We start from the raw sequence: 20,702 nt of genomic DNA, 5'->3' as shown, positions 1-20,702 counted from the left end.
TTAATTCTCCACAGCGCGGCCTTTGAGGGCGAACAGTCCTCTAGGTCGCTTCTGGATAAACAGAATGATGAAAACAAGAACCAGTATCTTGGCGAGAACAGCACCAGTGTATGGTTCAAGGAATTTGTTGGTGATACCGAGGCTGAGGGCGCCGACGAGTGTGCCCCATAGATTACCGACGCCACCGAATACAACGACCATAAAGCTGTCAATAATATATGCCTGTCCTAGATTAGGGCTAACGTTGTCAATCTGGCTCAAGGCGACTCCGGCCATGCCCGCAACGCCCGAGCCCAGGCCGAAGGTCATGGCATCGACCCAGCCAGTCCGGATACCCATCGAAGCGCCCATCTTGCGGTTCTGGGTGACGGCACGCATCTGCAGGCCGAAAGAAGTCTTCCGCAGAACCATCATCAGCATTATCAGAACCGCCGCCGCAAAAAAGATAATGGCAATACGGTTATAGGTCAGCGCCAGTCCGCCGGTGATCTCCCATGTTCCGCTCAGCCAGTCAGGAGAGGACACTTCCTTGTTGGTAGGTCCGAAGATTGTGCGAACGAATTGCTGTAGTATCAAACTCAGCCCCCATGTCGCGAGCAGGGTTTCAAGCGGACGGCCATAAAGGAAACGGATAATGCTCCGCTCGATGGCTATACCGCAGAGGCCTGCTACAATAAAGGCAGCCGGGATCGCGGCGATGAGTGAGAAGGTAAGAAGTTCGGGGGCGAAGTTCCGACACAGCTCCTGAACAACATAGGTCGTATAGGCGCCGATCATCACCATTTCGCCATGCGCCATATTGATTACCCCCATCACCCCGAAAGTGATAGCGAGGCCAATAGCAGCGAGAAGCAGAACGGAGCCAAGCGAAATACCCTGAAATACATTTTCGACAATGCCAAGCATCGCGAGCTTTTCTTCAACCTTGGCAAGTGCCTGATCAATCGCTGTCGCCAGAGCCTGAATTTCCGGCAACGGGTTCTCGATGGCGGCGAGCCTGTTCGCCTCCGCGCTTAACAGGGACCTGACCTCAGGGTCCGTCTCTTCTTGTAATATCAGAAGCGCCTCCCCTTGCACTTCCGGAGTATCCCCATGTACGAAGTTTAGTGCCGCCAGTGCGCGGCGCATTGCTGCGGCTACTGCGGTATCTGTCTCAGCTGCGAGAGCATCGCCCATGGGGACTATCATTTCCACAGGACGACTCTTGAAGACGGCGTCAGCGGCCTTCAGCCGGAGAAGAGGGTCTTCATTCAGAAGCGTAAGCCGACCAAGAAGATCTTTTATCAGGCCTCGCATCCGGTTGTTAATACGAATTTTAGTCAGGTCGCCGCTTTTCAGGTCGCCCAAATCCTCGTCAGTCAGAATATCCGTGACCTGAACCCCACCGGTAGCGGATTTATGATAAACGAGGCGGTCAGTATCCTTTACTGCATAAAGATCCCCGGCCAGCAGCGTCTCCAGCAGCAGAATTGCGCGGGCGTCTCCCGTTGCCGCGATAGCCTCAGTCGCCTGAATTTTATCGCCATAGCTTTTTGAGAGGAGACCGCTCGCCACTTCTTCCAGATCGGCCCGGGCCGGAGCCTGGATTGCCACTGAGAAGAGCAGGGCCGCAATGATGATTTTCAGAATAATCCGCATGGGGGTTTCCGGATTCTCGCGTTGAATTATGGGAGGGAGAAGGGTCGAACGAACGCCGGCCCTTCTAAAGTCATCTATCAGTACATTGGCTTTTCACAACCACCGCAGACATATGGATAGGTCCAATCTGCAACGAGCTTCGCACTTTCCGGAATGTAATCACTCCATGCATCGCCAACGACAACATCTTCCGTCCGCCAGACGGTTTCAATCTGGCCATTGTCTTGGATTTCGCCAATGAGTACCGGCTTGGACAGGTGATGGTTTGTGTTCATGACCGCCGTACCGCCCGTCAGGTTCTTGACTTTCTGGCCATACATTGCCTGACGCACTGCATCAACGTCTGTTGTTCCGGCCTGTTCAACGGCCTGTGTCCACATTTTGAACCCGATATAGGTTGCTTCCATCGGATCATTGGTTACGCGTTTGTCGTCACCGATGAAGGCCTTCCACTTCTTGATGAAAGCGTCATTTTCTTCGCTCTCAATACTCATGAAGTAGTTCCAAGCGGCGAGATGGCCAACCAGCGGTGCGGTGTCGAGACCAGCAAGCTCTTCTTCACCAACGGAGAATGCGACGACAGGAATGTCCGCAGCATCGATACCCTGGTTTCCAAGTTCCTTATAGAAAGGCACGTTGGCGTCACCGTTGATGGTGGAAACCACGGCAGTTTTCTTGCCTTCAGAGCCAAACTTCTTGATATCGGAAACAATCGTCTGCCAGTCGGAATGACCGAAGGGCGTGTAGCTGATCATGATATCTTCTTCAGCGACACCCTTGGCTTTCAGGAAAGACTCAAGGATTTTGTTTGTCGTACGTGGATACACATAGTCAGTACCGGCGAGAACCCAGCGTTCAACACTGCCGCCTTCTTCGCTCATCAAATACTCAACGGCCGGGATCGCCTGCTGGTTCGGTGCGGCGCCAGTGTAGAACACATTGCGTGAGCTTTCTTCACCTTCATACTGTACCGGGTAAAACAGCATGCTGTTCAGCTCTTCGAATACCGGCAAAACAGATTTACGCGAAACGGACGTCCAGCAGCCAAAAACCACATCCACGTTCTCGACTTCAATCAGTTCGCGCGCTTTTTCCGCGAAAAGAGGCCAGTTTGACGCGGGGTCAACAACAACCGCCTCAACCTTTTTGCCCAAAAGACCGCCATTTTTATTGAGATCGTCAACCATCATGAGGACTGCGTCCTTCAATGTTGTCTCCGAAATTGCCATCGTGCCGGACAGGGAATGCAAAACCCCTACCTTGATCACGTCATCCGCAGCCTGAGCCGTCCCCAGGCCGAGAGCGCTTGTCGCCAACATGGCCGCGCCGGTAATCACACCTGCGACTTTGCGTAGTCCTAACATTTGATGATGCCTCCATAGCACATTGTTTTTTATAGTGCCCCTTGAAAAGCAAAGGTCATGCCAAATGCAGGGGTAAAGCCCTCACCTTATGGTAACATACTGATAATGTTGTATTTTATTAACAGAAAGCAAAAGAGAGAGACGTGCTATGTGAACAACGGTGCGTCCAACTTGCCCATTATGTCTATTTTTTATGCAATTACATAGAGTCTCTGTTGAGACTGGGTATTTTTGTCTATTTTTTAGGCATCTAGACTTTCTCTCGAGTTCCTAGTGCGATAGAGATATTTATGCGCATGAACACGAACTTCGCACACAGAAAAATAGGATGCCGAACAACTAATATTGAGATATAACGTTCAAATTAAACTTCTCAGTAAACATGCCAACATCAGTATCAACCCGGCTGCAAGCTCGCCTTAAGGAGAAAATATCAGCAAATAAAAAAGTGTTATCCCAAACATTGCGCTTGCGCATATTAGCAGTTCATGATTCACTCAAAAAATTATAATTTCTAAGGTTTTTTGTTTTCTGATCTATAAACTCCGCTTATAAAACAAATATAACTTTAGATTTAAGTATCGTTTTGCTTTCAGGTAATAAAATGTACATACAATTCAATATTAGCAAAATAATGATTTTTCTAATCACTGTTACAGTTTTTTTGATATTGGCTAACTTAACTGTTATTATTATAAAATTCGATTATAATATTAATATTAATACGATTTTTTATAAATTAATTTTCGATGACGAGGAAAACATACCAACATTCTTCTCTTCAACCATCCTATTATTCTCTTCTGTTCTCTTGTTTATAGTAGCAAATTTTCATAAAATAGGACGGACCGGGGATTATAAATATTGGCTAGTACTTGCGTTGATTTTTCTCTTTCTTGCCGTCGATGAAGGCTCGTCACTCCATGAGTATATTATCCTACTTTTCTGGCGCGCATACGAACCATCGGATTTTGACAATTACGTTTGGCCATCAGTTTATGGCATTTTAGTTGCTTTGCTTGCGATAGCTTACTGGAAGTTTATTTTCTCATTACCAAAAAGAATATTCTTATTATTTATTCTCTCCGCCATCCTTTATGTCGGCGGCGCAATCGGATTTGAACTCTTGGGAAGCGTGTATATTGGCGCATCATGGTATCAGCCTATTGAATGGGAGGCTGTCGCCGATCAAACATACTACCTGATAGCCACAGTGGAGGAATCTGCTGAGATTTTTGGTGTATTGGTTTTTATTTACGCACTGCTCAAATATATAGAAATCAAATGGCAGGGGCTGTACCTTTATGAAGGCATCATACCTTCAAAAAGGGAAGTTCTTTGAGGTGCAGCCTTAAATCGTGAATTTTATTTACAGAAAAACAATGAATCGCACGCAAGACTGTTACTAATCGAGATCAACTTTGCCGCGGCTTTTTTTCAGCCCGCCGCGGCGCTGCTTTGTCTCGAGGCGGCGCACTTTCGATGCATAGGTCGGTTTCGTCGGCCGCCGGTATTTCGGAACAACAGCTGCCTTTCTGATCAACTCGCAAAGCCGCTCAATCGCGGCTTTGCGATTTCGGTCCTGTGAACGGTATTCACTTGAGCTCAGGACCAACACACCTTCCTTCGTCATGCGCTGCCCGGCAAGCTCTCTTAACTTTGCAAATACGTAGGGCGGGAGATTAGGGCTGGCTTTCGCATCAAACCGCAACTGGACCGCAGTCTCAACTTTATTGACATTCTGCCCGCCCGGTCCGGAAGCTCGAATAAAGCTCTCCGTAATTTCCGAGTCATCCAGTGTAATGCTGTTGTTGATCCTGATCATAATATCCCGGTTAAACAAGAAACCCCGGACAAAATCAAGACCCGGCGACATCCGCTACAGATATGTGCTGATCTGATCCTTGAGTGACAGACGCTGACGACGCAATTGCTTTTCAAACCCTTCATCCGCCGGAGCGACGTTCGTTTCGATCCGATGAATTTGCCGGTTAACCGAATGATACTCCTCACTCAACTTGGCAAAATGTGCGTCGCTCTGGGTCAGTTCATGAATCCGGTCCCTGGAATCAGGAAACTCCTCAGCGAGCTCATGGGGAACATGCGTCATCGTAAATACCCTCCATTCAAATATCCAGCAGTCGCTTATAATTTTACAGTTAATCTGTAAACAGCTTGATACAAGGTCACCCGCGGCGCTTTGACACACTAACCTAACCGACATGAACCAGTGTTTTTCCGATAGCCTGCTGGCTTTCGAGGCGGGAAAGGGCGGCTTTTGCCTGAGTGAGAGGGAAGACTTTGTCGATGACAGGGCGCACCGCCCCCTGCTCACACAATGTAAAGAGCTCCTCCATTACACGCATGGAGATGTCGGGACGGTTCCAGGCGGTCAGCGACCAGTTGGTTCCAACGACCGAATAGGACTTTATCAGCGGCATATTGACACCGAGATTCGGAATGCGGCCAGAGGCAAATCCGACAATCAGCAGCCGCCCCCCGATCGCCATCCGCCTGGAGCAAATATCAAAGAGATCGCCGCCAACCGGATCATAGACTACGTCAACGCCCCGGTTGTCCGTAAGCTCCTTCAACCTCTCGCCAAGATTTTCTTCGCGATAGTTGATCGCAACATCCGCCCCGGACTCCAGAGCAGAACGCATTTTCTCAGAACTGGAGCAAACTGCGATGACCCGAGCGCCGAGCGCCTTGCCAATCTGTACAGCGTAATTGCCTGTCCCTCCCGCTGCCCCGAGAACAACCAGTGTTTCCCCTGCGGCGAGACGGCCACAATACCTCAGGCCATACATCGCGGTTCCGCCGGCAAGCGGGATTGCGGCACCGACATCGTGGGAAAGGCTGTCGGGTAGCTTGAAGCACATTTGCTCGCGCGCGGAGCTATACTCCCCAAGCGCTCCCTGCCCCATGCCGACAATCCGGTCACCTGCTTTGAGCCGGCGGCAATCCGCACCTGCTTCTCTAACGATGCCTGAGAATTCCAGACCAAGAACAAAGGGGAGATCCGGCTGATCCTGATAAAGACCTTTTGGTTGCAGCACATCGGGGAAATTGAGCGCCGCCGTTTTAATCTCGACAACAACACCACGAGGCCGGACCGTCGGTTCTGGAAAGTCCTGCAACTGCAATCCTTCCAGTCCACTCAGATCATTGACAACAATCGCTTTCATTATTCTTTTTTCCGCCTTGCTGTTCTTTGATTATGAAGAATATCTTTAAAAGTCTCATATCGCAAGTATAAAAAGTCTCGTACTGAAAGCATGGCAGTGCTATAGAAACAGGATGTTGCAGAATGAGTTATTGGTGGATAGCAGTTGCTCGGTCGAGCGTTCCTTCGAGATTCTCGGCGGAGCCTGGACGTTTCTGGTGCTGCGAGAAGCACTCTTGGAACATGCAGTCCAGTTTGACAGCTTTCAGTCGAACCTAGGAATAGCCCGCGAGTCGTTGAAACGCGTGCTCAAACGTCTTGTTCGGTATGGCGTCATGGAGCAGCGCCCGCTCAGCGAGGGAGGACGGCGCAAGGGTTATTTCCTGACGCAGCAAGGACGTGATCTGCTGCCCGCCTTAGTCGCCGCCATGAACTGGGGGCAGGACTGGACCAGCGAAAAGGCGGCAGGGGAATGCCTAATCCATTTGAATTGTGGCGAGCCGCTTAAAAATGCGGTGGTCTGCTCTGAATGCCGTCATTCGGTTGACCCCCGGGAAGTTCATTTTGAAAGCCGGATTCGGACCCGAAGCAAGGGACGGGAAAAATTCGCCAAGATGAGATATGTCGAGCAAAGCCTGCTGGAGCGACAACGCCCCTGTTCCATCGCGCGAACCATGGCGACAATTGGAGACCCATGGAGCTTCCTGATCATACGGGAATGCTTTTACGGTGTTCGGCGGTTTGATGTATTTCAACGCCGCCTGTCCATCGCGAGCAATATTCTGGCGGCGCGCCTTAAACGATTTGTTGCAGCGGGCATATTAAAAACCCACCCTGTTCCCGACCAGCCGCATCTCTCGGAATATCGAATGACCGAGAAAGGTATGGCGCTATATGCAATTCCGCTCGCGATCATTGCCTGGGGTGATAAATGGCTTGCCGATGATAAGGGCCCGCCCCTGATCCTGACCCATAAGAGATGCGGACATGTGTTTTCGGCAACCCTTTTCTGCCGGACTTGTAATACGAAAGTTGACCTCGATCAGGTAGCCTATCAGCCATCCTCCCCGACGGATTGAGAGCGGACGTAATTTCCTGCCCATTTATAGTCGGGTTTTCCATTAGCATGACGCGGTATCTCCGGAACGAGGAAAACCGCTTTTGGCAGTTTGTAACGGGCAATATGCCGGGCGCATTCTGCCTTAAGCTCCTCAATGCCTGGATTTTGCCCATCGTGACAGGCAATAACGGCAACGACTTCCTGTCCCCAACGCAAACTCTGCCGGCCCACAACCAGAGCATCCGTGACGGCCGCATGCTTCTTCAGAGCCTCTTCCACTTCCTCGACAAAAACCTTTTCACCGCCACTGTTGATGACCAGAGAGTCACGGCCAAGGAGACGGACAATATCTCCGGGCAGGAGTTGGGCACGATCACCGGCAATCGCGTATCGCTCCCCCGCCAGCTCAACAAAGGTCTTCTTCGTGGCAACTTCATCATTAAGATAGCCGATCGGCACATAACCCTGCCGGGCCCACCACCCAACGCCCGCATGCCCCGGTCCCAGCAGTCCTGTTTTGGTGTCATTCAGAACCGCATTGCCGGGAGATAGGCGGAATGTTCCGGGCGCATTTCCCTCTACATCATCGACATGCTGTCCCTGATTACCCCCTTCAGAGGATCCCAGAAAATCAAGAATGCGGGTTTTCGGGAGCAGCCGAACCAACTCATGTTTAGTTTTGACGGATAAATGGGCACCACTGTTCAAAAAGAAGCGTAACGACGCGAGGGTATGCTTACCCTTCTTCATCTCCTTGATAAGGGGCAGTGCAAAGGCATCTCCAACAATCGAGATCATCACGACTTTTTCCCGGTCGATTGTATCAAGAATATCGGTTGGATCGAGCTGATCCACCCAATCCTGGATGACAACAGTGTTGCCGGCAAACAATCCCATTATGGCGTTCCATTGTCCTGCCGCATGCATGAAGGGAGGGGCAGGCATTACCGGCATGGTTCCTTTCAGGGCGGTGGCGGCGATTTCCTCAAGGTTGTCAATGATACCCTTGTCGGACAACCGCCGCCCGCCCAGAACGGAAATCATTATATCCCCCTGCCGCCAGAGCACGCCCTTCGGCTTTCCGGTGGTGCCTCCGGTATAAAGAATATAAAGATCGTCCGGGCTGTAGTGTAATGTCGGCGTTGTGGGCTCAGACTCCCTCAGCAAGTCTTCATAGTCAACGGCGTCCTCAATAAAACGAGGGCCGCCATCATCGACTTCAATGTAATACTGAAGGGCCGGAAGCTGATCCCGGATTGCGGCCAGCTTTTCACCGAAGCTCCGCTGATAAACGATTACCCGTGCTTCGGAATTGTTGAGAAGATAGACTAGCTCCTCCTCGACATAGCGATAGTTAACATTGAACGGGGCGAGGCGCGCCTTGAAGGCGCCGAACATCGACTCCAGATATTCATTGCCATTATAGAGATAGATGGCGAGTCGGTCCTGCCCGGATTGCCAATTCTCCAACTGCGCACGTTCCTGATGGCAGCCGAGCCCGAGCGCAAGCAAGGCGTTGGCTAGACGGTTCGACCTTTTCTGGAAGTCCGCGAAGGTCCAGCGCTTCCCACGACAAACGATCGCTTCACGATCCGGTATTGCCGCCGCAACGCAATCAAGCACCTCAGGCAAATGGAACATTCAGTTACCCCAAAGCAGTCCACCGACCGAACCCGACCGGTGGATAGCAATTTTAATCCGACCAGAAATCCTTTGAAAGCTCCCGCCGTTTCTTGCGGGAGTCCGCATCTTTAAAATCTTTCAGGCCGGAAGACCCACGTGCATATGGCATGATGGGGACTTCAAATGCCAACGCGCCCTGCACCGGCAAGTCTGCGCTTTTGTTCAAGGCGAACTTGGTTCGCCGGACCGTCATCGGATGCTTCTGCAGCATGATATGCGTCAGCTGGGCAACCTGATCATCCAGCTCCTCCGGGGCGACAACGCGATTGACCAGATCATAGCGTTCCGCCTTTTCCGCAGAGAACATCATGCCGATCAGATTCCATTCCTTCGCCTTGCGCCGCCCGGCAAATTTCGGAATGCGCGATAGACCACCCCAGCCAGGCGTAATATCCCAGTCAATTTCCGGCATGCCCCAGCGTGACCGGTCAGTCGCCACCACAAAATCACAGACAAGCGTCAATTCAAGCCCGCCGCCTGTGCAGACACCATCAACGGCGGCAATCGTGACAGGAGTCAGGTCCTCGATCAGCTGCACCGTTTCCTGATAAAGCCTTACCTGCCAGTAGCTCTCATCGCCCCGCCATTCGTTGAATTCTTTGATATCATCACCGGCGCAAAAGGTATTCCCCGCACCGCGAAGGACCATGACCCGGCATTCCCGATCGGCGCGAACGGCCAGAATGGCGTCCTTCAACTCGGCGGAAAGCTCCCGGTCCAGCGCATTATGCACTTCGGGCCTGTTGAGGGTAATTGTCGTGACAGCATCCTGTCGGTCGAAGATCAGTTTCTTATAGTCGCTCATTCTTTTTCCTTCCCCGTTAGGTATTCTTGTCTGCTATAGTAACTTTCGTTATAAGATTAATAGAAAGTCTAATAACGAAAGTCAATGCACAAAAATATTTGAATCAAGGGCCGCCAGCATGAGCGACATCCCATCACATAGAGAACCCCCGCCAGGCTTCAAGGAAAGCCTGACACGTGGGCCTTTCTCCACTCACAATGGCCCGTTCTATCACAAGGTGGATGGGGATCGTTTTTGGCACGGCCTCTTCATTACGGAACGCCATTGCAATTCACGCGGACGGCTGCATGGCGGCATGATAACTACCTTCGCCGACGGTCTGATGGCCACGGCTGTCCGGCGGGCAAACCGGATACCTTCTGTAACGGTCAGCCTGAATTGCAATTTCAGTGCTGCGGCGGATATCGGTGACTGGCTTGAAGGAACGGCACGACAGAGCGGAACGAGTGACGGCTTCGCCTTTGTCGAGGCCGAAGCCTGGGTCGGCGACAGGATCGTTTTTAACGCAAGTGGAGTTTTCCGGTTGCTCGAAGCGCAAAAGTAAAAACAAAAAAGCCCCGCCGTTTCCGGCCGGGCCTTTTGAAATAATGGAGCGGGCGATGAGATTCGAACTCACGACCCTAACCTTGGCAAGGTTATGCTCTACCCCTGAGCTACGCCCGCTCGAGCGTGCAACATCGGTTGCGAGGCGGGATAATACGTAAATAGCCCCTGAATGCAAGCGCGTTTTCTGAAAAAATGCGGCTTTTACCATTTCTTTATTTCCCTCAATGGATAGAGCCGCTAGTTTCCCCGTCAATCCGGTAGACGAAAGGACCAAGAATGCCTGCAACGCCCGAGGAATTGTTCGCCAAACTTGACGCATTGGGAATCACTCACGAAACCCATCATCATGCGCCGGTTTTCACGGTCGAAGAGGCGCAAGAGCAGACCGACCATCTCCCCGGCGGACATTGCAAGAACCTGTTCCTGAAAGACAAGAATGGCGATCTTTATCTTATCATCTGCCTTCAGGAAACGGCAGTGGACCTCAAGGCGTTCAGGAGTCTTGTCGGCGCGAAGAACCTGAGTTTCGGCAAGCCGGATCTGTTGTTCGAAGTGCTGGGAGTCGAACCCGGCTCCGTGACGCCCTTTTCCCTCATAAACGATACGGACAAAAAAGTATCTGTCGTCCTTGAGAAGCGGATGATGACCCTTGACCTGCTCAACTATCATCCGCTCCGCAATACAATGACGACACAGATTTTGCCACATGATCTGGAGAAGTTCATCGCCGATTGCGGGCACACACCGCAAATTCTGGACCTTCCTGAACACAGTTGAGAATTTCGACGGCGCCTTGATTGTTTACAGCTCTGGCCTAAATCACCAACAGGCCCACTTAACAAAGACAGATTTAGGTGCTATTTCAAGGTTCGTGCGGCTGTCGGCTTCGGCGGCGTAAGCTACTTTGGTAATGAATAAATACTGGTAAACTGGACTTATGGAAACTCTGATTAGTGACGGCGCCGGCTCAGGCGATGATTGGATTAAGGATGGCTCCACCGAGACATTCATGCAGGATGTGGTCGAAGCCAGCAAGGAAACCCTTGTTCTTGTAGATTTATGGGCTCCCTGGTGTGGCCCCTGCAAACAACTTGGCCCCATAATCGAGAAAGTCGTCAAGGATGCCAAAGGTGCGGTAAAACTCATCAAAATTGATATCGACCAGCATCCGCAAATCGCGCAGAGCCTGCAAGTGCAATCCATTCCGGCGGTGTTTGCGTTCAAGAACGGACAACCGGTCGATGGTTTTATGGGCGCCCTGCCCGAGAGCAAGATCAAGGAGTTTGTCGAGCGTCACGCGGGGCCGATTGGCCCGTCCCCTGTGGAAGAAGCCTATGGGTCCGGCACCGAGGCACTGGAGTCGGGCGACACGGAAGTTGCTCTGGCTGCCTTTGCCAAAATTCTCGAAATAAAACCTGATCATGTTGATGCCAAAGCGCAGCTGGCCCGGCTTTATGTCAAGCTTGGCGAGTTGGAGGCGGCCAAAAGCCTGATGGAAACGATTCCCGACAGCCCGCAAAAATCCCCGGCTGTGTCAGCAGCCCTTGCCGCCATCTCGATTGCGGAAAACGCAACAGATGCCTCGGAACTGGAACCTATGCGTGCGAAAGTCGAACAAAACCCGGATGATCTGGATGCCCGGCTTGAACTTGCAAAGGCACTGGTCGGGAATGGTGATCACGAAGCAGGCGGAAACGAGCTGATCGAGATTATCCGCCGCGATCGCGACTGGAATGAAGCGGCAGGACGTCAGGAGCTATTAAAACTTCTGGATATGTTGGGACCGACAAACCCGCTTACGAAAACGCTTCGACGGCAGTTGTCCACGATCCTCTTCGCATGACGGACACCGGGGCAAATACGGGATTGGAAGAACTCCCGCCTGTATTACCGATCTTCCCGCTGACCGGTGCCCTGCTGCTGACAAACGGCCACCTGCCGCTCAATATATTTGAGCCACGTTATCTCGCCATGGTGCAGGACGCCATGGCGACGCACCGACTTATAGGGATGGTCCAGCCACGGGATCCGGAATCCGACATGATAACACCGGAAATATATAACGTCGGCTGTGTCGGCAAGATATGCGAATATGGAGAATTGCCCAACGGCATGCTGCGGATCACGCTGGAAGGGATGTGCCGGTTTGAAATCGTAAAGGAACTTGATATCGCGACGCCATACCGCCAGGTCACCGCGAATTACCAGAAGTTCAAGCATGACCTGGAACCGGTTCACAGAAATTGCGTCGACCGGGACGCGCTTCATGACGCGTTGCATCATTTTCTGGAATTTGAAGATGGCTCCAGCGACTGGCAGACCTTGGACCATCTTGAAGATGACAGCCTCGTGAATTCTCTTTCAATGATTTGTCCTTTTTCACCTGCGGAAAAACAGGCCCTTCTGGAGGCCACCGACATCGCAACACGATCGCATCTGCTGATCAGTCTTTTGCAGATGATGCTTCAACAGGTTGAAGCCCATCGCACTGTCCAATAAAAAAGAATGAAAGCCCCAAGCCATGAGCGAAAATAAGAACCTTGCTGTGGATCCGAAACTACTCGAAATCCTTGTCTGTCCGCTCACAAAGGGTCCTCTGATTTTTGATCGGGAGAATAACGAGCTGGTCAGCAAGGCCGCCGGACTTGCCTATCCGATCCGCAACGGCATACCGATCATGTTGATGGATGAGGCCCGGGAAATAGACGAGATAAAAAGATAATGAGCGGTGAAATTTATGACCAGGCCGGCCGTCCGAAGCCGCAGGAAGTGCGCCTAAAAAAATCTGAAAAAGCACTGTTGGTATCTTTCAAAGACGGGCATTCTTTTCGCTTTCCGGCCGAACTTTTGCGAGTTGAAAGTCCATCGGCCGAGGTGCAAGGCCATGGCGCGAGCCAGAAGCAAACGGTTTCCGGCCGGCGGCATGTAGGGATTATGGGTCTGGAGCCGGTAGGAAATTATGCCATACGCATTACGTTTGATGACCTCCATGACACCGGGCTGTTTTCCTGGGCCTACCTCTATGAGCTCGGCCTCAATCAGGAAGGTGTTTGGAAGATTTATTTGGACAATCTAGCCCGAGCCGGACTGAGCCGCGACCCATAATCCCTCAAAGCGCCTCTCCGCGAAGAAGCCGTGGCATCTTGCCAACCGTGCCACGCGCATGCTCCATGAAAAAGCCCTTGAGATGCGGCATCCGGTTTACTGCCGCAAGACCAAGGTCACGGGCAAGCCGGACAGGACCTATATCATTCGTAAACAGACGGTTCAGGCCATCCGTAATTGCCAGCAGGGTGACACTATCAAACCGGCGCCAGCGCTGATAATCATCAAGCGTCATAACGCCGCCAATATCCTGACCGAGCCGGGCCGCATCAATCACCACCTCGGCAAGCGCCGCCACATCGCGCAGACCAAGGTTGAGGCCCTGCCCGGCAATCGGATGCATGCCGTGGGCCGCGTCTCCGATCAGCGCAAGGCGTTCATCGACATATCTTTCCGCCTGATGCAGGTTGAGCGGATAACTCCAGTGCGGGCCAACTACCTCCAGTTTTCCGAGATAATTCCCAAAACGCTTCGCCATTTCCCTCTGAAAGTCTTCCTTGCCTAGCGCCATGATTACCTGTGCCCGTTTTGTCGGCTCGGTCCAGACGAGAGAGGAACGGTTGCCCGTCATCGGCAGGATAGCGAAGGGGCCTGGGTTGAGAAAACGCTCCTGGGCGACACCATGATGAGGCAACTCATGGGCAATAGTGCATACAATCCCCATCTGGTCATAGGACCAGCCCATCGTCTTGATCCCTGCCTCTTTTCGAAGCGGAGAATTACGGCCATCAGCACCAACGGCAAGTCTCGCTTTGATAATATCGCCCGACTCAAGTTGCGTCGTAACGCCGCTACTATCTCGCGTGACCGATCGATATTCTGCCGGTGCCAAAACGGTTAATGTGGGAATTTCCTTGGCACGCCGGTAGAGAGCTTCACGAAGATGCCTGTTCTCAACCATATGACCAAAAGGCTCTTCTCCGAGCTGGCGATGATCGTAATGGAGGAAACATTTCGAGGGACCGTCCGTAATGCGGATATCCAGCATTGGCTCCTTCTCGGCGACATGATTCCAGACACCGGACGCAACCAACAGATTTCGCGATGCATGCGCAATGGCGGATACCCTTCCATCGAACTTCGCGTCGACAAGATTGGCTGGCGTTTCCCGCTCCAGCAAGACGACTTCCAGCCCCGCCGCAGCGACCGCAATCGCAAACGGCAGACCGTTCAATCCACCGCCGACAACAAGAATATCCGCTTCCATTGTCTTGCCTGACATTTTCTCCGCCATTAACTCGCTACCTCTATTGCCTCGCTTTAAATATAGGCCTAATCTGCCCGCATGACAAAAAACTGGCACGACATGACCGCCCTTGAACTCGGGCAGCATATAGGCGATAGGGCAATTGATTCAATTGAACTTGCGCAATATTTTCTCGGCCGGATTAAAGAACATGATCCCCAGAAACGTATCTATGTCCGCCTGACCGAAGAACGGGCATTGAAGGAAGCCGCCGCCGCCCGGGTTCGCGCTGAAAATGGCACGCGACTCAGCCCGCTGGACGGTGTACCGATTTCATGGAAGGACCTGTTCGATACTGCCGGTGTTGCAACAGAAGGGGGATCACGCCTGTTCGAAGGCCGTATCCCTGAGAAAGATGCTGAATGTCTGATGCGGGCGAGCCGTGCCGGTCTCGTATGCCTTGGAAAAACGAACATGCCGGATGTTGCCTTTTCCGGCATCGGCGTCAACCCCTGGACGGGCACGGGACCAAATCCCTTCGATAAGGAAGTTGAACGAGTGCCGGGCGGATCATCCGCCGGAGCAGCGCTTTCCATCGCTGAAGGGCTGGCCCCAGCCGCAATCGGATCGGATACGGCGGGTTCCGTCCGAATTCCCGCCGCTTGGTGCGGCCTGACGGGCCTTAAAACAACGCATGGTCAAATTTCCCTAAAAGGCGCGATGCTGCTCTCGTATTCACAGGATACCATTGGTCCGCTTACCAGGGACGTCGCGGACGCAAATATTCTCTATTCGATTTTATCCGGCAGGCCAAAAGCCGACCTCGCAGGTGTATCCCTGAAAGGTGTAAAAATCCTGCGCGCGACGAGCCAGTTTGATGAACTCTGCGATCCCAAAATCCTAGTCCAAGTGAAAAAGGGGCTGTCTTTATTGCAGGCAGCAGGAGCGGAAATCACGGAAGGACCTGTGCCGGCCTTCGATGAGGTGATAGCGCTCTCTGCCCGGCATGGAAGTCCGGCAGCCATTGAAGCCTGCATGATGTATGGTGATCAGATACGAGCCAATCCGGGTGTCATGTACGAACCGATAGCAGAACGTATTCTGGCAGCGGAGAAATTCTCTGCTGTTGATGCCGCCGCCCTTTATCGGGGCATGGAAAGGCTGACAGCCGACTATCTGGAGCAAACCGCGGTATATGATCTCGTGGTTGGTTCGACGCAGCCGGAACACCCCCCGGCAATTGCTCCGCTCCTGGAAAATACCGAGGCCTACCTCCGTGCGACACTCATGTCGATCAGCCTGACGCGGCTCGCAAACCTGCTGCGTCTCTGCGCCACAACGCTGCCGTGCGGTCTGGAAAGCGGGTTGCCCGTTGGCATGATGCTGATGGCACCAGGAGGCTCCGAAGGAAAGCTGCTACGCCTTTCTGCTGCGGCTGAGCAGGCCCTCAAACCGCTAAATGTCTAATTTTTAGGCAAATACATCATATTGCATAATTTTTAGTCATTTTTTGACCTCTTTGATCCCCTCAATTTTGCCCTCTCCATGTTAACCCTTTGATAAGAAATTAGAAATTTCTCCACATCTCAATTGGCACGGGTCTTGAAAAAAGGGACTCGAAACCGGGATCATTCTTTTCCGGTCACGAACAAGTCAAAGAGGTGAGCATCATGAAGCTGGTTATGGCTGTTATCAAGCCCTTCAAACTTGATGAAGTGCGCGACGCCCTGACATCGATTGGCGTCGATGGGCTGACAGCAACCGAAGTTAAGGGGTATGGCCGACAAAAGGGGCATACGGAAATCTACCGTGGCGCAGAGTATGCCATCTCCTTTCTTCCTAAAATTAAAATTGAAGTCGCTGTGAAAGAGGATCTGGCTGAACGGGTGGTGGAAGCCATCGCCGGTGCCGCCAAAACCGGACAGATCGGTGATGGAAAAATATTTGTTTTCGATTTGATGAATGTGGTCCGTATTCGCACGGGCGAAACCGACGCAGATGCGCTCTAGGAGAATATTGATGCGTAACTTGACATACATAAAAACTGCCGCCGCATCAGCTGCGGCCTTTGCTCTTATCGGCGCCGCGCCTGCTTTCGCGGCAGTCGATAGTGAAACCGCCTATGTTCTTAATACCTTCTCCTTCCTGGTGAACGGCGCTCTCGTCATGTGGATGGCGGCAGGCTTTGCCATGCTGGAAAGTGGCCTTGTTCGGTCGAAGAACACCGCAACGATCTGCCTGAAGAATATCGCCCTCTATTCGATTGCCGGACTTACCTTCTATCTCATCGGCTACAATCTGATGTATATGGACGTTTCCGGTTATATTGGAAGCTTCAGCCCGTTTTGGGGACCCGATGATGCAGAAGCACTGGCCGGGACTTTTTCTGATGGTGGTTACTCAGCCTCCTCTGACTGGTTCTTCCAAATGGTTTTCGTGGCAACCGCCGCTTCCATCGTATCCGGTGCGCTGGCTGAACGGATCAAACTATGGCCTTTCCTCCTTTTCGTCGTGCTCCTGACCGCAATCATATATCCGATCCAGGGTTCCTGGGTATGGGGTGGCGGATGGCTCTCCGAAATGGGCTTCTCTGACTATGCCGGATCAACACTGGTGCATTCCGTTGGTGGCTGGGCCGCCTTGACAGGTGCCATTGTCCTGGGTGCCCGTAAAGGGAAATACACGTCCGACGGCAGAGTAAACCCGATCCCGGGCGCAAACCTTCCCCTTGCAACGCTTGGAACATTTGTTCTCTGGCTCGGCTGGTTCGGCTTCAACGGCGGCTCTGTACTCGCACTCGGCTCTGCAGCCAGTGCAATCGAAATGGCCAATGTCTTCGCCAATACAAACATGGCCGCAGCAGGCGGTGTCCTTGCTGCGATGATCGTAACCCAGATCATGTACAAGAAGGTCGACCTTACGCTGGCGCTGAACGGTGCGATCGGCGGCCTTGTCTCGATCACGGCAGAACCTGCTGATCCAACAATCGGCATGTCGATCCTGATCGGTGCTCTCGGTGGTGTCATCGTCGTCTTTGCCGTACCGTTGCTCGACAAGCTGAAAATTGACGACGTCGTCGGGGCTATTCCGGCCCATCTGTTCTGCGGCATCTGGGGCACAATCGCCGTTGCGATTTCCGATCCGGAAGTGACCTTCGTCGCACAATTGACTGGTATCATTGCCATCGGCGCTTTCGTAATCGTCCTCAGCACCATATTCTGGCTGATCCTGAAATTCACGATCGGCATCCGAGCGAGCGAAGAGGACGAGCTTGAAGGCCTCGACAAAGCAGAACTTGGACTTGAGGCTTACCCTGAATTCGGGCAAGGCTCCCAGTCCTTCTAACTCCAAGCTAAAGCGTGTTGCTCAGAATCTCTTCTGCGCAACATTGCAGCAAATGCTCAAGTTTTGGTCAATTTATTGACTATTTCTTGGGCATTTTCTTTTTCTGAATCCCTCCAATTCTCGTCAAAGCTAGGGTAAACCCCTAAAATCTCTCTTGGCACATTCCTTGATACAGGGAAGGCAATCCGCGCCCCAACGCGGCAATATCATGAGGGAGCTTTGTAAATGTCTGAGGGAATTTCGGGCACGGACGTTCTGTTCGTACTGCTTGGAGCTATTCTTGTTTTCGCCATGCACGCCGGTTTCGCCTTTCTTGAGGTCGGAACAGTCCGTCGTAAGAATCAGGTGAATGCACTCGTCAAAATTCTTGCCGATTTCGGCGTCTCGACAGTTTGTTATTTTTTTATCGGCTATGCTGTCGCCTATGGCGTCGATTTTCTCGTCAATGCATCAGTCCTCTCTGGCGAAACAACTGCTGAAGGATATGCCTTCGCCAGCAACGGTTATGATCTCGTAAAATTCTTTTTCCTGCTCACATTTGCAGCTGCCATTCCGGCAATCATTTCCGGCGGCATTGCAGAACGCGCAAAGTTCTGGCCGCAGCTTGCCGCAACAGCAATTCTGACCGCATTGATTTACCCGATCTTCGAAGGCATCGTCTGGAACGGAAATTTTGGCATTCAGGGCATGATTGAGAATATCTTCGGCGTCGGGTTCCATGATTTTGCGGGCTCAATCGTTGTCCATGCCATTGGCGGCTGGGTTGCCCTCGGGGCAGTTTTGCTTCTGGGACCCCGGCGGGGGCGCTACACGAAAGATGGCCGTGTTATCGGTATTCCTCCCTCCAATATCCCATTTCTCGCACTCGGATCCTGGATACTCTGCATTGGCTGGTTCGGCTTCAATGTTATGAGCGCCCAGTCAATTGGAGGCATCTCGGGACTTGTCGCTGTAAACTCGCTTATGGCCATGGTCGGCGGAATTATTGCCGCCCTCGTTGCCGGTCGCAACGATCCTGGATTTATCCATAACGGCGCATTAGCGGGTCTCGTTGCCGTTTGCGCCGGATCGGACATCATGCACCCCGTCGGCGCTCTGACAACCGGCGCCGTTGCAGGGGGATTGTTTGTTGTTGCTTTTACTATCTGTCAGAACAAACTGAAGGTGGATGATGTCCTCGGTGTCTGGCCCTTGCATGGTCTTTGCGGACTTTGGGGCGGTACGGCGGCCGGAATCTTCGGGCTTGAGGCTCTTGGCGGTCTCGGTGGCGTAAGCTTTTTTGCCCAGCTCTTCGTCAGCCTTCTTGGCTGTGTCTATGCCTTGCTCGCCGGCTTTCTTGTTTATGGCGTTCTTAAGGCCATTAGCGGCATCCGCCTGTCAGAGGAAAATGAGTTCCTCGGCGCGGACCTCAGTATTCATAAAATCGGCGCCTATCCGGAAGAAGATGTACGCTGAATGGCACCATGATGCCGGGAAAAGTGGTATAAAAGCACGCTAAGAGCAAATAACAAGCCGCAGCATATTATGCAGCTTGTATCGCCGCAGTGAATTATCTAGATTCTAGCGTGTTTTTTTATACCCTTTAGTACTGGCATCCGGCCATATGATTAATTCCGAATTATCCCATTTACGCGGTTCTCCTTTTGATGCCCTGCGCGGATTGCTAGATCCACTGGCACCTGCACCTGGTTTTGCTCCCTTGCTCCTGACCATCGGAGAACCACAACACAAACCCCCGCAGTTAATGATCGATGCGTTGCGTGCGAATGAGCATTTGTACGGCAAATATCCGCCAATTGCCGGAACCCCGGAATTACGGGCTGCCATCACGGGATGGCTTAATCGCCGATATGATCTTCAGGACGGAATGATAGATGCGGATAGCAACATCGCACCGGTAAATGGCACAAAAGAAGCCCTGTATATGATCGCATCCGTTCTTACGGAGCGGGCCGGGCATAACCAGCCCCAACCGGCAATTTTACTGCCCACCCCCTACTATCACGTCTATCATGCGGCGGCGGTGATGGCCGGTGCGGAGCCGGTATTCCTACCCGCCGAAAAGTCGACGCATTTCTTTCCCGATCTTGATGCTCTCGAACCGGAACTGCTGGACAGAACGTCTGCCTTCTATCTTTGCAATCCGTCAAATCCGCAAGGAACCGTCGCTGACGCGACATATCTGAAAGCGGCGCTGAACCTTGCGCGTAAGCATGATTTCATGTTGATCGTGGATGAATGCTATTCCGAGATTTATGACCAGACGCCCCCAACGGGAATTCTGGAGATCTGTGCCGAGGAGGGAAGCGCACTGGATCATGTGCTTGCCTTTCACTCTCTTTCCAAGCGCTCCAGTGCCGCGGGCATTAGATCCGGGTTCTGCGTTGGCGAAACATCGCTCATCCAAACTTTCCTGAATTTGCGCAGTTTTTCGGGCGCCGCCTCACCGCTGCCGGTCTGTGCCGCCGCCGCCGCTCTTTGGAATGACGATGCCCATGTCAAGGAAAACCGCGCTCTCTATCGCGCCAAATTCGATATGGCCGAGGAAATCTTCGGAACGAATTTCGGATTTTACCGCCCCGAAGGCGGCTTTTTCCTCTGGCTTGATGTCGGCGATGGTGTCGAGGCGGCCAAACGACTCTGGACAGGGGCTGCAATCCGGGTATTGCCAGGTCGGTATTTGAGTGTTGCCGGTGCTGACGGTATTAACCCCGGCGATCCATATATTCGTGTCGCCCTCGTTGCGGAACCGGAAAACAGCAAAGAGGCTTTATCTAGGCTGGCCAATAGCTTATAGAATACCA

The 20,702-nt window shown here is 52.3% G+C and carries 21 protein-coding genes and 1 tRNA gene; 13 read left to right on the top strand and 9 right to left on the bottom strand.

What is annotated here, in order from left to right; all coding sequences use genetic code 11:
- On the bottom strand, nt 1–1,638 hold the full coding sequence (urtB, locus tag AAC599_RS02570; protein WP_340148835.1) for an urea ABC transporter permease subunit UrtB: 1,638 nt from the start codon (nt 1,636–1,638) through the stop codon (nt 1–3).
- A 77-nt stretch (nt 1,639–1,715) separates the two neighbouring features.
- Entirely contained in the window at nt 1,716–3,002 is a 1,287-nt protein-coding gene (urtA, locus tag AAC599_RS02565) for an urea ABC transporter substrate-binding protein (RefSeq protein ID WP_340148834.1), read from the bottom strand.
- A gap of 604 nt (nt 3,003–3,606) precedes the next feature.
- On the opposite strand from urtA, the gene AAC599_RS02560 reads away from it, so the two are divergent.
- Nucleotides 3,607–4,344: a hypothetical protein gene (locus AAC599_RS02560; protein WP_340148833.1), complete on the top strand. Its 738-nt coding sequence runs from the start codon at nt 3,607–3,609 to the stop codon at nt 4,342–4,344.
- Nucleotides 4,345–4,407: 63 nt separating this feature from the next.
- On the opposite strand, the gene arfB is transcribed toward AAC599_RS02560, so the two are convergent.
- The 3 genes from arfB to AAC599_RS02545 form a co-directional block, all read right to left on the bottom strand.
- Nucleotides 4,408–4,878, bottom strand: a complete 471-nt coding sequence (arfB, locus tag AAC599_RS02555) for an alternative ribosome rescue aminoacyl-tRNA hydrolase ArfB (RefSeq protein ID WP_340148832.1) — start codon at nt 4,876–4,878, stop codon at nt 4,408–4,410.
- Between the two features lie 3 nt (nt 4,879–4,881).
- Complete coding sequence (locus AAC599_RS02550) at nt 4,882–5,112, bottom strand: DUF465 domain-containing protein (RefSeq protein ID WP_340148831.1); 231 nt, start codon at nt 5,110–5,112, stop codon at nt 4,882–4,884.
- A gap of 103 nt (nt 5,113–5,215) precedes the next feature.
- Complete coding sequence (locus AAC599_RS02545; protein WP_340148830.1) at nt 5,216–6,190, bottom strand: NADPH:quinone oxidoreductase family protein; 975 nt, start codon at nt 6,188–6,190, stop codon at nt 5,216–5,218.
- A 112-nt stretch (nt 6,191–6,302) separates the two neighbouring features.
- On the opposite strand from AAC599_RS02545, the gene AAC599_RS02540 reads away from it, so the two are divergent.
- Nucleotides 6,303–7,247, top strand: coding sequence for a helix-turn-helix domain-containing protein (locus AAC599_RS02540; protein WP_340148829.1), 945 nt, complete (start codon nt 6,303–6,305; stop codon nt 7,245–7,247).
- Here AAC599_RS02540 and AAC599_RS02535 read toward each other — a convergent pair.
- Nucleotides 7,223–8,869: an AMP-binding protein gene (locus AAC599_RS02535; RefSeq protein WP_340148828.1), complete on the bottom strand. Its 1,647-nt coding sequence runs from the start codon at nt 8,867–8,869 to the stop codon at nt 7,223–7,225. The genes AAC599_RS02540 and AAC599_RS02535 overlap by 25 nt on opposite strands.
- 52 nt (nt 8,870–8,921) lie before the next feature.
- On the bottom strand, nt 8,922–9,716 hold the full coding sequence (locus AAC599_RS02530) for an enoyl-CoA hydratase/isomerase family protein (protein WP_293961825.1): 795 nt from the start codon (nt 9,714–9,716) through the stop codon (nt 8,922–8,924).
- A gap of 118 nt (nt 9,717–9,834) precedes the next feature.
- On the opposite strand from AAC599_RS02530, the gene AAC599_RS02525 reads away from it, so the two are divergent.
- The gene (locus AAC599_RS02525) at nt 9,835–10,260 is read left to right on the top strand and encodes a PaaI family thioesterase (protein ID WP_340148827.1); all 426 of its coding nucleotides are present in this window, start codon (nt 9,835–9,837) and stop codon (nt 10,258–10,260) included.
- A 44-nt stretch (nt 10,261–10,304) separates the two neighbouring features.
- Here the strand turns inward: AAC599_RS02525 and AAC599_RS02520 are convergent.
- A tRNA-Gly gene (locus tag AAC599_RS02520) sits at nt 10,305–10,379 on the bottom strand.
- A gap of 159 nt (nt 10,380–10,538) precedes the next feature.
- Here AAC599_RS02520 and AAC599_RS02515 point away from each other — a divergent pair.
- The 5 genes from AAC599_RS02515 to AAC599_RS02495 all read left to right on the top strand — a co-directional run bounded on the left by AAC599_RS02515 (nt 10,539) and on the right by AAC599_RS02495 (nt 13,367).
- A complete protein-coding gene (locus AAC599_RS02515) occupies nt 10,539–11,039 on the top strand; it encodes a prolyl-tRNA synthetase associated domain-containing protein (protein ID WP_340148826.1) in 501 nt (166 codons plus the stop codon).
- 160 nt (nt 11,040–11,199) lie between these two features.
- Nucleotides 11,200–12,105, top strand: coding sequence for a thioredoxin (trxA, locus tag AAC599_RS02510; protein WP_340148825.1), 906 nt, complete (start codon nt 11,200–11,202; stop codon nt 12,103–12,105).
- Nucleotides 12,102–12,761 (top strand): LON peptidase substrate-binding domain-containing protein, encoded by a 660-nt coding sequence (locus AAC599_RS02505; protein WP_340148824.1) that lies wholly within the window; start codon nt 12,102–12,104, stop codon nt 12,759–12,761. Before trxA ends, AAC599_RS02505 begins: the two co-directional genes overlap by 4 nt.
- 22 nt (nt 12,762–12,783) lie before the next feature.
- Entirely contained in the window at nt 12,784–12,984 is a 201-nt protein-coding gene (locus tag AAC599_RS02500) for a Trm112 family protein (RefSeq protein WP_340148823.1), read from the top strand.
- Nucleotides 12,984–13,367: a DUF971 domain-containing protein gene (locus AAC599_RS02495; RefSeq protein WP_340148822.1), complete on the top strand. Its 384-nt coding sequence runs from the start codon at nt 12,984–12,986 to the stop codon at nt 13,365–13,367. The genes AAC599_RS02500 and AAC599_RS02495 overlap by 1 nt, the downstream gene beginning before the upstream one ends.
- 4 nt (nt 13,368–13,371) lie before the next feature.
- Here the strand turns inward: AAC599_RS02495 and AAC599_RS02490 are convergent, their stop codons facing one another.
- Nucleotides 13,372–14,601 carry a UbiH/UbiF/VisC/COQ6 family ubiquinone biosynthesis hydroxylase gene (locus AAC599_RS02490; protein WP_340148821.1) on the bottom strand — a complete coding sequence of 410 codons (1,230 nt, stop codon included), beginning with the start codon at nt 14,599–14,601 and terminating at the stop codon, nt 13,372–13,374.
- Between the two features lie 51 nt (nt 14,602–14,652).
- Here AAC599_RS02490 and AAC599_RS02485 point away from each other — a divergent pair, with 51 nt between their 5' ends.
- The 5 genes from AAC599_RS02485 to AAC599_RS02465 all read left to right on the top strand — a co-directional run bounded on the left by AAC599_RS02485 (nt 14,653) and on the right by AAC599_RS02465 (nt 20,695).
- Nucleotides 14,653–16,020, top strand: coding sequence for an amidase (locus AAC599_RS02485; RefSeq protein WP_340148820.1), 1,368 nt, complete (start codon nt 14,653–14,655; stop codon nt 16,018–16,020).
- A gap of 203 nt (nt 16,021–16,223) precedes the next feature.
- Nucleotides 16,224–16,562 carry a P-II family nitrogen regulator gene (locus AAC599_RS02480; RefSeq protein ID WP_293961804.1) on the top strand — a complete coding sequence of 113 codons (339 nt, stop codon included), beginning with the start codon at nt 16,224–16,226 and terminating at the stop codon, nt 16,560–16,562.
- A 10-nt stretch (nt 16,563–16,572) separates the two neighbouring features.
- Complete coding sequence (locus tag AAC599_RS02475; protein WP_340148819.1) at nt 16,573–17,898, top strand: ammonium transporter; 1,326 nt, start codon at nt 16,573–16,575, stop codon at nt 17,896–17,898.
- Between the two features lie 225 nt (nt 17,899–18,123).
- The gene (locus AAC599_RS02470; RefSeq protein ID WP_340148818.1) at nt 18,124–19,353 is read left to right on the top strand and encodes an ammonium transporter; all 1,230 of its coding nucleotides are present in this window, start codon (nt 18,124–18,126) and stop codon (nt 19,351–19,353) included.
- 148 nt (nt 19,354–19,501) lie between these two features.
- Nucleotides 19,502–20,695, top strand: coding sequence for an aminotransferase class I/II-fold pyridoxal phosphate-dependent enzyme (locus AAC599_RS02465; RefSeq protein ID WP_340148817.1), 1,194 nt, complete (start codon nt 19,502–19,504; stop codon nt 20,693–20,695).
- Nucleotides 20,696–20,702 lie beyond the last annotated feature (7 nt).

The sequence above is a fragment of the uncultured Sneathiella sp. genome, assembly GCF_963976355.1.
Taxonomy (GTDB): domain Bacteria; phylum Pseudomonadota; class Alphaproteobacteria; order Sneathiellales; family Sneathiellaceae; genus Sneathiella.
Note: the sequence above shows the minus strand (reverse complement) of the source record. Positions and strands in the feature narration are given on the sequence as shown.

What these genes read in the sequence shown, in the direction of transcription:
- AAC599_RS02465 (WP_340148817.1), top strand. Translation starts at nt 19,502, where the DNA reads ATGATTAATTCCGAATTATCCCATTTACGCGGTTCTCCTTTTGATGCC.
- AAC599_RS02550 (WP_340148831.1), bottom strand. Translation starts at nt 5,112, where the DNA reads ATGACGCATGTTCCCCATGAGCTCGCTGAGGAGTTTCCTGATTCCAGG.
- AAC599_RS02500 (WP_340148823.1), top strand. Translation starts at nt 12,784, where the DNA reads ATGAGCGAAAATAAGAACCTTGCTGTGGATCCGAAACTACTCGAAATC.
- urtA (WP_340148834.1), bottom strand. Translation starts at nt 3,002, where the DNA reads ATGTTAGGACTACGCAAAGTCGCAGGTGTGATTACCGGCGCGGCCATG.
- AAC599_RS02560 (WP_340148833.1), top strand. Translation starts at nt 3,607, where the DNA reads ATGTACATACAATTCAATATTAGCAAAATAATGATTTTTCTAATCACT.
- AAC599_RS02530 (WP_293961825.1), bottom strand. Translation starts at nt 9,716, where the DNA reads ATGAGCGACTATAAGAAACTGATCTTCGACCGACAGGATGCTGTCACG.
- AAC599_RS02475 (WP_340148819.1), top strand. Translation starts at nt 16,573, where the DNA reads ATGCGTAACTTGACATACATAAAAACTGCCGCCGCATCAGCTGCGGCC.
- AAC599_RS02480 (WP_293961804.1), top strand. Translation starts at nt 16,224, where the DNA reads ATGAAGCTGGTTATGGCTGTTATCAAGCCCTTCAAACTTGATGAAGTG.
- trxA (WP_340148825.1), top strand. Translation starts at nt 11,200, where the DNA reads ATGGAAACTCTGATTAGTGACGGCGCCGGCTCAGGCGATGATTGGATT.
- arfB (WP_340148832.1), bottom strand. Translation starts at nt 4,878, where the DNA reads ATGTCGCCGGGTCTTGATTTTGTCCGGGGTTTCTTGTTTAACCGGGAT.
- AAC599_RS02470 (WP_340148818.1), top strand. Translation starts at nt 18,124, where the DNA reads ATGTCTGAGGGAATTTCGGGCACGGACGTTCTGTTCGTACTGCTTGGA.
- AAC599_RS02495 (WP_340148822.1), top strand. Translation starts at nt 12,984, where the DNA reads ATGAGCGGTGAAATTTATGACCAGGCCGGCCGTCCGAAGCCGCAGGAA.
- AAC599_RS02485 (WP_340148820.1), top strand. Translation starts at nt 14,653, where the DNA reads ATGACAAAAAACTGGCACGACATGACCGCCCTTGAACTCGGGCAGCAT.
- AAC599_RS02540 (WP_340148829.1), top strand. Translation starts at nt 6,303, where the DNA reads ATGTTGCAGAATGAGTTATTGGTGGATAGCAGTTGCTCGGTCGAGCGT.
- AAC599_RS02490 (WP_340148821.1), bottom strand. Translation starts at nt 14,601, where the DNA reads ATGGCGGAGAAAATGTCAGGCAAGACAATGGAAGCGGATATTCTTGTT.
- AAC599_RS02515 (WP_340148826.1), top strand. Translation starts at nt 10,539, where the DNA reads ATGCCTGCAACGCCCGAGGAATTGTTCGCCAAACTTGACGCATTGGGA.
- AAC599_RS02545 (WP_340148830.1), bottom strand. Translation starts at nt 6,190, where the DNA reads ATGAAAGCGATTGTTGTCAATGATCTGAGTGGACTGGAAGGATTGCAG.
- urtB (WP_340148835.1), bottom strand. Translation starts at nt 1,638, where the DNA reads ATGCGGATTATTCTGAAAATCATCATTGCGGCCCTGCTCTTCTCAGTG.
- AAC599_RS02505 (WP_340148824.1), top strand. Translation starts at nt 12,102, where the DNA reads ATGACGGACACCGGGGCAAATACGGGATTGGAAGAACTCCCGCCTGTA.
- AAC599_RS02535 (WP_340148828.1), bottom strand. Translation starts at nt 8,869, where the DNA reads ATGTTCCATTTGCCTGAGGTGCTTGATTGCGTTGCGGCGGCAATACCG.
- AAC599_RS02525 (WP_340148827.1), top strand. Translation starts at nt 9,835, where the DNA reads ATGAGCGACATCCCATCACATAGAGAACCCCCGCCAGGCTTCAAGGAA.